Source organism: Streptomyces sp. NPDC048192 (assembly GCF_043202415.1).
Classification (GTDB): domain Bacteria; phylum Actinomycetota; class Actinomycetes; order Streptomycetales; family Streptomycetaceae; genus Streptomyces.
In genome coordinates this window covers 108,631-120,976 of the sequence record NZ_JBIDAL010000025.1, presented here as the reverse complement: position 1 = coordinate 120,976, position 12,346 = coordinate 108,631, and the positions used below count along the sequence as shown (strand labels likewise).

Here is a 12,346-nt window from a genome sequence, read left to right as displayed (position 1 = left end):
CCAGCTCGGCCTTCGGCCGTCCCGTCCTCGCCACCCGGCCATCATGCCGAACCACTGAAGACTTACGCAGCGAATTCCCGACTCAGGACACTAGCAGCTCGGCACCGAGCCCTTGCCCGTGTTCAGGGTGTTGAGGGCGATGATCGCGGTGTTGAGTGTGGTGACCGGGATCAGGCGGAGGCCCTTGGGGAGTTCGGCCTTGGCGTCGGCGCACTCGGCCCGGGGGACCAGGAAGACGGTGGCGCCGTCGCGGCGGGCGGCCTGGGTCTTCAGGGCGACCCCGCCGACCGCGCCGACCTTGCCGGAGGCGTCGATCGTGCCGGTGCCGGCGATGGTGCGGCCGCCGGTGAGGTCGCCGCCGCTGCCGTTGCCGTGCAGCTTGTCGATGATGCCCAGGGTGAACAGCAGGCCCGCGCTCGGCCCGCCCACGTCGGCGAGCTTCAGGGTGACGCGGACCTTGTCGGCGCTCAGCCCGAGGTACTTCAGCGCCGCCTGGGTGGCTGCGTCCTGGGACTGCTTCATCTGGGCCTCGTTGTGCTTCTCGATCTCCTTGACGGTGTCGCCGCTCGGGTAGACCGCGTCGCGGGGCATCACCGCCCGGTCGGTGCGGAACCAGCTGCCGAACACGTCGCCGAGGGTGACCCGGGCGTCCGGCCCGGTCGCCACGATCGTGACCATGCGCAGCTGCCCGCTGGTCCGCCGTACCGGCGCGCCGGAGACGGTGATCACCTTGGTGCCCTTGTTCTCGCCGAGCACGTTCGCCGTCATGCCGGGCTGCGCCACGGAGAACGGCAGCGGCGCGAACACCGCCGTGGCCAGCAGGGCCACGACGGGCACGGCACAGACGGCTACGGCCTGGAGGCGTGTGAGACGTGAGAGCACGGCCTCAATCTAACGTGACCACGGGTTGTGCCCTCATCCCCTGTACAGGTCCCGTCGCTGCCGGGTGAACCTGCGCAGCGCGTCCGGCAGCGGCTCGACGCCGATGCCGGGACGGTCCGGGACCGGGAGGTGGCCGTCCTCCAGGACGAACGGCTCGGTGAGGTCCTCGGCGAAGTAGCGGGAGGAGGCGGAGGTGTCCCCGGGGAGGGTGAAGCCGGGCAGGGCGGCGAGGGCCAGGTTGGGGGCGCGGCCGATGCCCGTCTCCAGCATGCCGCCGCACCACACCGGCACCCCGTGGGCGTGGGCCACGTCGTGGACCCGGCGGGCCTCGAGATAGCCGCCGACCCGGGCGGGCTTGACGTTGACCACCCGGCAGGCGTCCATCGCGATCGCGGCGGCGGTACCGCGGGCGTGGTGCAGGGACTCGTCCAGGCAGACCGGTGTCCCCAGCCGCTGCTGGAGGACGGCGTGGGCGTGCAGGTTGTCCTCCTCCAGCGGCTCCTCGATCAGCAGCAGCCCGAAGTCGTCGAGGCGGCGCAGGTGCTCGGCGTCCGCGAGGGTGTAGGCGGTGTTGGCGTCCACCTGGAGGGGGAGGCCGGCGCCGAAGCGGTCGCGGACCGCGCGGACCGGCTCCACGTCCCAGCCGGGCTCTATCTTCAGCTTGATGCGGACGTAGCCCTCGGCGAGGTAGCGCTCGACGTCGTCCAGCAGCTCGGGGACCGAGTTCTTGATCCCGACGGAGACCCCGGCGGGCACACGGTCGCGCACCGCGCCCAGAAAGGCCGCGAGCGGCATGCCGTACGACCGCAGCTCGGCGTCCAGCAGGGCCGTCTCCAGGGCCGCCTTGGCCAGCTCGTGGCCCTTGATCCCGGCGAGGGCCGGGGCGAGCCGCGCCGTGGTGAGGTCGGCCAGGGCGGCCGCGCGCGGGACGAGGAAGTCGCGCAGCACGATCTCGGCGCCGGCGACGAACTCCGAGCAGTACAGCGGCTCGGGGTCGGCGGCGAACTCCGACCAGCCCTCGGCGGAGTCGGTGACGACGTGCAGCAGGAAGGTGTCCTTCGTCGTCATCGTGCCGAAGGACGTACGGAACGGGGTGACCAGCGGGATCGCCACGTGCACGATCTCGACGCGCTCGAGCTTCACGCCGCCTCCCCCGTCCGGGACAGCGTGTACCAGCCGTCGCGGGACATCCCGGTGGCCCGGAACCCCTCCTCGAACGCCGTGAGCAGCACCTCGCGCACCGCGTGCCGCCAGCGCAGCGCCAGCTCCGGGTCGGCGGCGCGCAGCTTGACGGCGTCCTCGGGCACGCGGCACCACACGTGCCGGTCGTCGCGGCGGGCGAGGGGACCGCCGTCGGGGGCGATGCGGGTGACGGGCGCGCCGGCGGGGTCCGGGGGCTCGTGCGAACCGGCCGGCGCCCGGAGGTCCCAGGTCACGGTCAGCCGGTCGCTCTCGTCGCCGTCGTTCACGCCGTCGGTCATGGGGCCGTAGAAGTCGACCAGGTACTCGGTGCCGGTGGCGCCCAGCTTGACCAGGTTGAAGCGGGCGTTGCGGCCCACCAGCGGGTCGAAGGTCCAGCGCATGGTGCGGGCGCCCAGGCCGCGCGCCCAGTCGCGCTGGGCGAGCTTCACGGCGTGCCCGAGACCCTGGTCGGCGGCGGCCACCAGGGAGTACGTGTCGTGCTCGTGACCGAGGACGGCGACGGACGCCCCGGCGAGGCGCCGCCGGTCGTACGCGGCGTGCACCGCGCCGCCCGCGTGCACCAGGCTGTGCAGGACCTCGGCCGGGTACGGCGGTGCGGTGCGCGGCGTGTGCCAGACGTCGCTGAAGTAGTCGGCCACGGCCGCGATGGAGGCGACGTCCTGGACGGTACGGATGGTGACTCCTGCTGTCATGCCATGAGTCTCGGAGGAGGTGGCCCGGCATATGTTGTGTAAGCAGCCAACGCACGCGTAGGTTCGTTTCACCATCCGCCAACAGCCTGTTCGGGGACGCTCATGGACGCCTGCACCCTCGGTGACCTCCTGGACGTCGTCGGCGGTGCCGCGCTGCGCCTGCACACGGCTCCCGCCGGGCAGGCCGTACCGGTCACCGAGGCGGTGCTGTACGACGGCCGGCTCCCGCTGCCCCGGCTGCCCGGCGCGCTGCTGCTGGCGGTCGGCGTACCGGCGGCCGAGGCCGGCCCGCTGCTGCGGGCGGCGGCCGAGGCGGGGCTGACCGGGGTGGTGGTGCGCGGCGCGGACGGCCCGGCCGGCGAGGCCGAGGCGCACGGCGTGGCGCTGCTGTCGGTCGCCGAGGACGCGGCCTGGCACCATGTGCACCTGCTGCTGGCCTCGGCCCTCGCCGCGGGTCCCGCCGCCGCGCCGGCCGACGGCGGCCTCGGTGATCTGTTCGCGCTGGCCGACGCGATCGCCACGGCGACCGGCGGCGCCACCGCCATCGAGGACCCGCGGCAACGCATCCTCGCCTACTCCACCGTCGCCGGTCAGCCGGTGGACGAGGACCGCCGGCAGGGCATCCTCGGCCGGCAGGTGCCGCCCAGCGCGGAGAACACCGAGCAGTACCGCAGGCTGTTCGCCGCCGACCGGCCGCTCAGGCTGCCCGCGCTGTCCGACGGCGACCTGCCCCGCCTCGCCATGCCGGTGCGGGCGGGCGGCGAGACGCTCGGCTCGGTCTGGGTGATCGACGGCGGCTCGCTCGCCGACGACGCCGAGGCCACCCTCGCCCAGGGCGCCTCCACCGCCGCCCTGCTCCTGCTGCGGGCGCGCGCCGCCCGGGAACTGGCCCGGCACCGGGGCGGCGAACTGCTGCGCCGCCTGCTCGACGGCACGGCCCCGGACCCGGCGACGGCCGCCGAACGGCTCGGTGTCACCGGGCCCGCCCGGGTCGCGGCCTTCGTGCTCGACTCGGCCGCGGACGTTCCCGACGCCGAGCGCACCGCGCTGCGCCTCCTGGACGCCGTGCGGCTGAGCTGCGAGGCGCGCTACGGGCGGCACGCCGGGGTGCTGGTGGACGGGGTGGTGTACGCGGTGCTGCCCGGCCCGGGCGAGCGGCACCGGCGGCTGGCCGAGGACATCGTGGCGCGGGCCGGGCAGGCGCTGCGGGCGCCGGTGCGGGCGGCGCTCGGCGAGGTGGTGCCGGACGCGGCGGGCCTGGCGGACTCGCGGGCGGACGCGGACCTGGTGCTGCGGGTGCTGGACGCGCGGCTGCCGGTGGCCGCCGTGGACGAGGTCCGGGCCCGGGTGGTGCTGCTGCGGCTGGCCGAGGTGATGGGCGAGCGGCGGGAGTTGCGCGCGGGCGCGTGGCGGCGGGTGCTGGCGTACGACGCCGAGCACGGCACGGAGTACGCCCGCACCCTGGTCTGCTGGTTCGACGCGGGCTGTGACATGGCGGGCGCGGCCAGGCTCCTCGCCGTGCACCCCAACACCTGCCGCTACCGTCTCAGGCAGCTCCAGCAGCACGTCGGGGTCGACCTGGACGACCCCGGCGAACGGCTGGTGCTCTGGCTTCAGTTGAGGGTGCTGGCGGGGCTCAGCCCAGCCACGTCCTGAGCCGCGCCTCACACCGCCGAAGGTGCTCCACGGGCACGTACTCCCCCGGCGTGTGGGCGAGGGAGGGGTCGCCGGGGCCGTAGTTGAGCGCGGGTACGCCCAGCGCGGCGAACCGGGCGACGTCCGTCCAGCCCAGCTTGGGCCGCGGCTCGGCGCCGAGCGCGGCGGCCACGGCGCCGATCCTGTCCAGGTGCGGCAGCGCCCCGCCGACGACCTCCGTGACGCGGACCTCGTACTCCGGGAAGAGCGCGCGCACGTACGCCTCCGCCTCCTTCGGCGAACGGCTCGGCGCGAAGCGGCAGTTGACGGTGACCACGCACTCGTCGGGCACGACGTTCCCGGCCACCCCGGCCCGTACGGCGACGGCGCTCAGCCCCTCCCGGTACTCCAGCCCGTCGACCACGACCCGCTCCGGCCGGTGCGCGTCGAGCCGCTGCAGCACCCGGCCGGCCTTGTGCGCGGCGTTGACGCCCTGCCAGGCGCGGGCGGTGTGGGCGCGGGCGCCCCCGACCACGATGTCGGCGGTGAGGATGCCCTGGCAGCCGGCCTCCACACCGGCGTCGGAGGGCTCCATGAGGAGGGCGAGCCCGGCGTCCTGGAGCAGGCCGGGCCGCTCGGCGCCGATGCGGGCCAGCCCGTTGCGGTCCCCCTCCACCTCCTCGCACTCGTAGAAGACGTAGGTGAGGTCGCGCACCGGCGCGGTCACGGTGGCCGCCAGCCGCAGGGCGACGGCCACCCCGCCCTTCATGTCGCAGGCGCCAAGCCCGTGCACGCGGCCGTCCGCGAGCCGGGAGGGCAGGTTCCCGGCGGCCGGGACGGTGTCCAGGTGCCCGGCGATCAGGGCGCGTTCGCCGCGGCCGAGCCGGGTGCGGGCGACGACGGAGTTGCCGACCCGGTCGACGGTGAGGTGGGGCAGGGCGCGCAGGGCGTGCTCGACGGCGTTCGCGATCTCCGCCTCCCGACCGCTCTCGGAGGGCAGGTCGACCAGGGCGCGGGTGAGGTCGACGACGTCGGCGGTGAGGTCGAGGCGGGTCATGCGGGGTCTTCCTGGAGGTCGTGCGGGAGCCGGTCGAGCTTCGAGTGCCGGATGCCGTAGAGGGCGTAGATCACGAGCCCGGCGGCCATCCACACGCCGAACGCGATCCAGGTGTCGGCGCCCAGGCTGCCGAGCATGTAGACGCAGAAGCCGACGCCGAGCAGGGGCGTGACGGGCGAGAACGGCACCCGGAAGGAGCGCGGGGCCTCGGGGTTGCGCCGGCGCAGGATGACGACGGCCAGGTTGACCAGCATGAACGCGAAGAGGGTGCCGATGCTGGTGGCGTCGGCGAGGCTGCCGAGCGGCACGAGGGCGGCGAGGACCGCGATGAAAGCCGAGACGATCACGGTGTTGGCGCGGGGCACGCCGGTGCGCGGGTGCACCTTGGCGAACAGCGGCGGCACGAGCCCGTCACGGGCCATGGCGAACAGGATGCGGATCTGCCCGTACTGCACGGTGAGCACCACGCTGGTGGTGGCGACGACCGCGCCGACGGACAGCAGGACGGGCCACAGGTTCCCGCCGCCGACGGACCGCACGAGCACCTCGCTGAGCGTGGCCTCGGTGCCCGCGAACTGCTTCCACGGCATGGCGCCGAGCGCGGCGACCGCGACGAGGACGTACAGGGCGGTGACGAGGACGAGCGACAGGAGGATGGCGCGCGGCAGGTCCCGCTGCGGATCGCGGGCCTCCTCGCCCGCGGTGGAGGCGGCGTCGAACCCGATGTAGGAGAAGAACAGCGAGGCCGCCCCGGCGCTCATGCCGGCGGCGCCGAGCGGGAAGAGGGGGTGGAAGTTCCCGGCGCGGAACGCGGTGAAGGCGACGGCGCAGAACAGCACGAGGGCGGCGATCTTGACGGCGACCATGATCGTGTTGGCGACGGCGCTCTCCTTGGCGCCGCGCAGCAGGACGACCATCGCGAGGACGACGATGAGGGCGGCCGGGATGTTCAGGGTGCCCCCGGCGCCGGGCGGCGCGCTGAGCGAGTCGGGGAGGGTCACCCCGACGGTGAGCCGGAGCAACTCGTTGACGTACTGGCCCCAGCCCACGGCCACGGCGGCGACCGACACCCCGTACTCCAGGATCAGGCACCAGCCGCACACCCAGGCGACCAGTTCGCCGAGGGTGGCGTAGGCGTAGCTGTACGAGGACCCCGAGCCGGGGATCATGCCGGCCAGCTCCGCGTACGACAGCGCCGAGAACAGAGCGGTGACGCCGGCGAGGACGAAGGAGACGACGATCGCCGGTCCCGCCTCCGGTACGGCCTGCCCGAGCACCACGAAGATGCCCGTGCCGAGGGTGGCCCCCACGCTGAGCAGCGTCAGCTGGGCCACGCCCATGGTCCGCTTCAGGGGGCTGCCGGCGGCCTCGCCGACGAGGCGCTGCACCGGCTGGCGCCGGGTGAGGCTGTGTGTCCGGGTTCTCGGCGCTGCGGCCTCCGGCCGGCTGTCCACTGTGTCCACCGCGTTGTTCCCTCCGCCTCGGGGCTGTATGACCCCAGATGATGCGGAGGGGGCGGCGCGGTGGGGTGCGCGGATCGGCCAGAGGTGCGGGGCGCCGATTGGCCGTACGACCAAAGAGTGGGGCGAATGCGCGTCAGCGCAGGGCCTCGGCGACCTCCTTCGCCGCCTCCACCACCCTGAGGCCCACCCGTTCCGGTACGGAGTCCGCCAGCATGACGACGCCCACGCTGCCCTCGACGCCGGTGACCCCGATCAGCGGTGCGGCCGCGCCGCTCGCCCCGGCCTCCAGTTCGCCGTGCGTCAGGGTGTAGCCGGGGTCCGCGGCCGGAGACTGCCGCGCGGCCAGGATCGCCTTGCCCGCCGCCCCCCGGTCCAGCGGGTGCCGGAACCCGGCCCGGTACGCCACGTGATAGTCGGTCCACGTCGGTTCGACCACGGCGACGGCCAGCGCCTCCGTCCCGTCCACCAACGTCAGATGCGCCGTCGCCCCGATGTCCTCGGCGAGCGACCGCAGCGCGGGCAGCGCGGCCTCCCGTACCAGCGGATGCACCTGCCGGCCGAGCCGCAGCACCCCCAGTCCGACCCGGGCGCGCCCGCCCAAGTCGCGCCGTACGAGCGCGTGTTGCTCCAGGGTGGCGAGCAACCGGTACACCACGGTACGGTTCACGCCCAGTTTCGTGGACAACTCGGTGACGGTCAGCCCGTGGTCGGTGTCGGCCAGCAGCTTGAGGACGCGCAGTCCCCGATCGAGCGTCTGAGAGGTCTCCGCGGTCACGACGCCCACTCCTTTGGTGGTGAGGTCGGCGGCCCCCTGAGCGGCGGATGCGTCACCGAGTCCCGTCGGCGACGCGCTTCAGAGGCCGCCGATCGGCAGAACGACCCAGCGGCTCCGGGCCATGTCGCTTCACGGCTGCGCTCCGCGGCGGCGCTGCCACGGGGCGTGTGCGTAGCGGGACAGTAGCGAAGCAGGTTCGCTGAGCGGAAGTCTCCGTCCAGAATCCGGTCAAGCCGAGATCCGGCCTGCTGTCATTCGTCCGGAAACGCGCGGCCCCCAGGAACTGACACGCGCCAGTCCCTGGGGGTCCCGGGCACAGCCCCGCCACCTGGCGGCCGACTCACCTCATCCGGGTCGCCCACTCCTGCACCTTGGCGATCCGCTGCCGCAGCTGCCCCGCCGTGGCCTCCGCGCTGGGCGGTCCCCCGCACACCCGCCGCAGCTCGGTGTGGATCACACCGTGCGGCTTGCCGCTCTGGTGGACGTACGCACTGACCAGCGTGTTCAGCCGCTTGCGCAGCTCCATCATCTCCTTGTGCGTGACCACCGGCCGCCGCTCGGCCGGCAGCTCCAGCAGGTCGGCCTCGCTGTCCGGTTTCTTGCGGCTGTGCGCGATCTGGCGGGCCTGCCGCTTCTGCAGCAGCAGCTGCACCTGCTCGGGTTCGAGGAGCCCCGGGATGCCCAGGTAGTCCTGTTCCTCCTCGCTGCCCGGGTGGGCCTGCATGCCGAACTCGGCGCCGTCGTAGAGCACCCGGTCGAAGACGGCGTCGGACTCCAGCGCCTCGAAGGGCAGCATGTCCTGCTCGCCGGTGTCCTCGTCCTGCTGCTTGTTCGCCTCCTCCATCTCCTTCTCGGATTCGGCGTACGGGTCCTCCTCGCCCTCCTTCTTCGGCTTGTCCAGGGCGTGGTCCCGCTCCTTCTCCATCTCGTTGGCGAAGGTCAGCAGGTCGGGCACGGTCGGCAGGAACACGGACGCGGTCTCGCCGCGCCGCCGGGACCGTACGAAGCGCCCGACGGCCTGCGCGAAGAACAGGGGGGTGGAGATGGTGGTGGCGTAGACCCCCACCGCGAGCCGGGGCACGTCGACGCCCTCGGACACCATGCGCACGGCGACCATCCACCGGTCGTCGCTCGCGCTGAACTCGTCGATCCTCTTCGAGGCGCCGGCGTCGTCGGACAGGACGAGCGTCGCCTTCGTGCCGGTGATCTCCCGGATCAGCTTGGCGTACGCGCGCGCCGAGTCCTGGTCGGAGGCGATGACCAGCGCACCGGCGTCCGGGATGGCCTTCCTGACCTCGGTCAGCCGCTGGTCGGCGGCGCGCAGCACGCTGGGCATCCAGTCGCCGCGCGGATCGAGCGCCGTACGCCACGCCTGGCTGATCGCGTCCTTGGTCATCGGCTCGCCGAGCCGCGCGGCGACCTCGTCGCCGGCCTTGGTGCGCCAGCGCATGTTGCCGCTGTAGGAGAGGAAGATGACCGGCCGCACGACGCCGTCCGCCAGGGCGGAGCCGTAGCCGTAGGTGTAGTCGGCGGCGGACCGCCGGATGCCGTCCGGGCCCTCCTCGTACGTCACGAAGGGGATGGGGTTGGTGTCGGAGCGGAACGGCGTGCCGGTCAGCGCGAGCCGGCGCGTGGCGGGCTCGAAGGCCTCCAGACAGGCCTCGCCCCAGGACTTGGAGTCGCCGGCGTGGTGGATCTCGTCGAGGATGACCAGGGTCTTGCGCTGCTCGACGCGGTTGCGGTGCAGCATGGGCCGTACGCCGACGCCGGCGTAGGTGACGGCGACGCCGTCGTACTCCCGGCCGAGCGGGCCCGCGCTGTATTCGGGATCGAGTCTGATCCCTATTCTTCCGGCCGCCTCGGCCCACTGCTTCTTCAGGTGCTCGGTCGGCGCGACCACGGTCACCTGCTGCACGACGTGGTGGTGCAGCAGCCAGGAGGCGAGCGTCAGCGCGAAGGTCGTCTTGCCGGCGCCGGGCGTGGCCACGGCGAGGAAGTCGCGCGGCTGCTCCTGGATGTACTTCTCCATCGCCCCCTGCTGCCAGGCACGCAGCTTGCTGGCGGTACCCCAGGGCGCGCGGCCGGGGAAGGCGGGCGACAGGTGGTGGGAGTGAGCGGAGGAAGCGGCGGTGGTAGTCACGGTCTCCGTGGTGTGGGGCTCGTCTTGTGGGGCTCGGCTACGTCTGACAACCGGGCCACCCTACCGGCGGCCCCGCGGTGCCAACGCGCGAACGAGGCCGGGTCGCTCACGGGTGGGACCGAGGTCACATCCCCTCGCCCGGCGCTCTCGTCCCGGCGCGGTTCGGCTGCCGGCGGATGGCGGCAGAACCGGGCACTACTCGGCTGTCGCCCGAGGGCGGGCAGGCAGGGAGGCGGCCGGTGGCGGCAGACACAGAACCCCGCCGAAGCCGGCCGGTGACGGCGTCGTACGAAAGCGGTCGGCGGTGGACTCGTGCCGTGCCGGGCGTCAGTGGGCTCCCAGTCGGCGCGTCACCCACGCCCCCGCCAGCGCCACCCCCGCCATCGGCAGGAACACGGCGGCGAAGGCGGCGGGACGGGAACCCGCGGCCGCCGTGGCCGTGGCGGCCGTGCTGCCGCCGCCCAGGGCGGCGAACGCGGCGCCGGTCGCGGCGAGCAGCAGCGCGTTGGACAGGGCGTCGGAGATCTGGAGCGCGGCGGAGTTGGCGCCGGCCTCCTCCGGGGCGGACAGCTGGAACAGCAGCACGCCGGTGGAGGAGATCACCAGGCCCATACCGAAGCAGCCGAAGCCCCAGGCGACGGCGACGGTCCACACGGGCACGGCGTGCACGAGCACGCTCGGCGCGGCGGCGATCGCGGCGGCGACCAGCAGCATGCCGAAGGTCATCAGCCGCTCCCGGTACGGCTGCAGGCGCGGCCGGGACTGCGCCCACGAGCCCAGCGCCCAGGTGCCGCCGCCCGCGGCCAGCGAGAATCCGGCGAGCGTCGGGGAGAGCCCGCGCTGGGTGACCAGCATCAGCGGCACGAAGGACTCGGCGGCGATGAAGGAACCGGCGGCGAGTCCGCGCAGCAGCACCACGGAGGGCATGCCGCGGGCGGCCCGGTAGGTGCCGGGCGGCAGGAGGCCGCGGACGGCGGGCACCAGCAGCGCGCCGCCGGCCAGGCCCGGCAGGAGGGAGAGGGGGCGCAGGTCCTGGGCGGCGTACTGCACCAGGCCCGCGCCGGCGGAGATGCCGAGGGCCAGCCGGATCCGCCGCCGGTCGAAGGAGGCGGCGCCGGCTTCCTCGTCGACCGGGCCGGAGGCCCTGCGCCGTATCTGCGGCAGGGCGAGGGCGAGCGGGAGGACGACGAGGACCGGGATGCCGAGGAAGACCCAGCGCCAGCCGAGGTGTTCGGTGACGGCGCCGGAGGCGAGCGGGCCGACGACGGAGGGGACGACCCAGGAGGCCGCGAACGCCGCCATGATCGCGGGCCGCAGCCGCTCCGGGTAGGCGCGGCCGACGATGACGTACAGCGCGACGATGACCAGCCCGCCGCCGAGTCCCTGCACGGCCCGGCCGAGGATGAACACCCACATGGCCTGCGCGGTCCCGGCGACGACCAGGCCCGCCGCGAAGGCCCCGATGCCGGTGGTCAGCGCCCCGAGCGGGCCGCGCCGGTCGGACCACTGGCCCGCCAGCACCATGCCGAACAGGCTGGTGGTGAAGTACCCGGAGAAGGCGAACGCGTACTGCGCCACGCCGTCGAGCTCCCGCGCCGCCACCGGCATCGCGGTGCCGACCGCGGTCGCCTCGAAGGCGATCAGCAGCACGACGGACACGATGCCGACACTGAGCGCCCGAAAGCCGCGGCCCAGCACGCCGTCGCCCTGCTCGACGGGTTTCAGTACACCGGCATCACTGGACTCAAGGGCGCTCATGCCCACCAGAGTAAGGCCCGAAACTGCGTTTCACCCCTGTCAATAGGTCCCCATCCCTCCGAGACCTTGGTCCTACGCCCCCATTCATGAACGCCGTATGGCAGTCCCATTGCATGCCGCCCGTCTCCCTTGAGCCCTCCCGGCAGGCCCCCTAACGTCATGCACACGAACACGGCCGTGTGCCCGAGTGGTTCAGGGGCTCGCCTGCAAAGCGAGTTACGTGGGTTCGAATCCCGCCACGGCCTCCGGCGCCTTGAACAGGCGAAGCGCAAGGGCGGCGCCCCGGGAGGGGTGCCGCCCTTCTGTCGTGCGTCTCCGTTGCCGGCTCAGGACGGACGGTCACTCACTCGAATGGCGCACCATGACGTGCCACCCACATGGGTGAAGATCAGGCTGGCTAGTGCCCCAATCGAGGCAATCCGTGAAAGGGGAACCACATGCGCATTCGACGAATCCTCGCCGCCGTCATCGCCACGGCAGGCCTCGCCGGACTCAGCCTCGCGGGTGCCGCCACCGCAACCGCCGCCGCCACACAGGGTGCCTCGGCCTACGTCACCCCGTCCGAGTGCAAGCAGGGCGGCGGAACGGCCGATCTGACGGACAACCTCTGCAAGGGCGGTACGCACGACGGAGAGCGGATCGACTGAGCGCCACGGGCGCCCCGCAGCCGCGCGCCGCGGGGCGCTCCCACGGCGGCGCAGCGAGCTGCCGAGGCCGGGTGCCCGCCTGCTGCACTGCGCC

General features: G+C 73.6%; 10 protein-coding genes and 1 tRNA gene. 3 read left to right on the top strand and 8 right to left on the bottom strand.

Going from position 1 to position 12,346, the window contains the following annotated elements; translation table 11 throughout:
• Positions 1 to 90: 90 nt before the first annotated feature.
• From ACGFZN_RS37340 to ACGFZN_RS37330, 3 genes are read right to left on the bottom strand one after another with little or no spacing between them, the layout of a single operon-like run.
• Positions 91 to 882 (bottom strand): S16 family serine protease, encoded by a 792-nt coding sequence (locus ACGFZN_RS37340; protein WP_393862919.1) that lies wholly within the window; start codon positions 880 to 882, stop codon positions 91 to 93.
• Positions 883 to 915: 33 nt separating this feature from the next.
• Positions 916 to 2,025 carry an o-succinylbenzoate synthase gene (gene menC, locus ACGFZN_RS37335; protein ID WP_393862918.1) on the bottom strand — a complete coding sequence of 370 codons (1,110 nt, stop codon included), beginning with the start codon at positions 2,023 to 2,025 and terminating at the stop codon, positions 916 to 918.
• Positions 2,022 to 2,777, bottom strand: coding sequence for a chorismate synthase (locus tag ACGFZN_RS37330; protein WP_393862917.1), 756 nt, complete (start codon positions 2,775 to 2,777; stop codon positions 2,022 to 2,024). Before ACGFZN_RS37330 ends, menC begins: the two co-directional genes overlap by 4 nt.
• 102 nt (positions 2,778 to 2,879) lie before the next feature.
• Between ACGFZN_RS37330 and ACGFZN_RS37325 the strand changes: the two genes are divergently transcribed.
• On the top strand, positions 2,880 to 4,433 hold the full coding sequence (locus ACGFZN_RS37325) for a PucR family transcriptional regulator (RefSeq protein WP_393862916.1): 1,554 nt from the start codon (positions 2,880 to 2,882) through the stop codon (positions 4,431 to 4,433).
• Here ACGFZN_RS37325 and dapE read toward each other — a convergent pair.
• The 5 genes from dapE to ACGFZN_RS37300 all read right to left on the bottom strand — a co-directional run bounded on the left by dapE (position 4,414) and on the right by ACGFZN_RS37300 (position 11,605).
• The gene (dapE, locus tag ACGFZN_RS37320; protein ID WP_393862915.1) at positions 4,414 to 5,469 is read right to left on the bottom strand and encodes a succinyl-diaminopimelate desuccinylase; all 1,056 of its coding nucleotides are present in this window, start codon (positions 5,467 to 5,469) and stop codon (positions 4,414 to 4,416) included. The two genes, ACGFZN_RS37325 and dapE, sit on opposite strands and share 20 nt — an antisense overlap.
• Positions 5,466 to 6,932 (bottom strand): amino acid permease, encoded by a 1,467-nt coding sequence (locus ACGFZN_RS37315; RefSeq protein ID WP_393862914.1) that lies wholly within the window; start codon positions 6,930 to 6,932, stop codon positions 5,466 to 5,468. Before ACGFZN_RS37315 ends, dapE begins: the two co-directional genes overlap by 4 nt.
• A gap of 133 nt (positions 6,933 to 7,065) precedes the next feature.
• Entirely contained in the window at positions 7,066 to 7,707 is a 642-nt protein-coding gene (locus tag ACGFZN_RS37310; protein ID WP_393862913.1) for an IclR family transcriptional regulator, read from the bottom strand.
• Positions 7,708 to 8,047: 340 nt separating this feature from the next.
• Positions 8,048 to 9,847, bottom strand: a complete 1,800-nt coding sequence (locus tag ACGFZN_RS37305) for a DEAD/DEAH box helicase (protein ID WP_393862912.1) — start codon at positions 9,845 to 9,847, stop codon at positions 8,048 to 8,050.
• A gap of 327 nt (positions 9,848 to 10,174) precedes the next feature.
• Positions 10,175 to 11,605: an MFS transporter gene (locus ACGFZN_RS37300; protein WP_393862911.1), complete on the bottom strand. Its 1,431-nt coding sequence runs from the start codon at positions 11,603 to 11,605 to the stop codon at positions 10,175 to 10,177.
• A gap of 173 nt (positions 11,606 to 11,778) precedes the next feature.
• Between ACGFZN_RS37300 and ACGFZN_RS37295 the strand changes: the two genes are divergently transcribed.
• Positions 11,779 to 11,850 (top strand) — tRNA-Cys (locus tag ACGFZN_RS37295).
• Positions 11,851 to 12,042: 192 nt separating this feature from the next.
• A complete protein-coding gene (locus ACGFZN_RS37290) occupies positions 12,043 to 12,252 on the top strand; it encodes a hypothetical protein (protein WP_393862910.1) in 210 nt (69 codons plus the stop codon).
• The last annotated feature ends 94 nt before the right edge of the window (positions 12,253 to 12,346 follow it).

Excerpts from the sequence above, each read along its gene's own strand:
- ACGFZN_RS37330 (WP_393862917.1), bottom strand. The coding sequence starts at position 2,777 with ATGACAGCAGGAGTCACCATCCGTACCGTCCAGGACGTCGCCTCCATC.
- ACGFZN_RS37325 (WP_393862916.1), top strand. The coding sequence starts at position 2,880 with ATGGACGCCTGCACCCTCGGTGACCTCCTGGACGTCGTCGGCGGTGCC.
- dapE (WP_393862915.1), bottom strand. The coding sequence starts at position 5,469 with ATGACCCGCCTCGACCTCACCGCCGACGTCGTCGACCTCACCCGCGCC.
- ACGFZN_RS37300 (WP_393862911.1), bottom strand. The coding sequence starts at position 11,605 with ATGAGCGCCCTTGAGTCCAGTGATGCCGGTGTACTGAAACCCGTCGAG.
- ACGFZN_RS37290 (WP_393862910.1), top strand. The coding sequence starts at position 12,043 with ATGCGCATTCGACGAATCCTCGCCGCCGTCATCGCCACGGCAGGCCTC.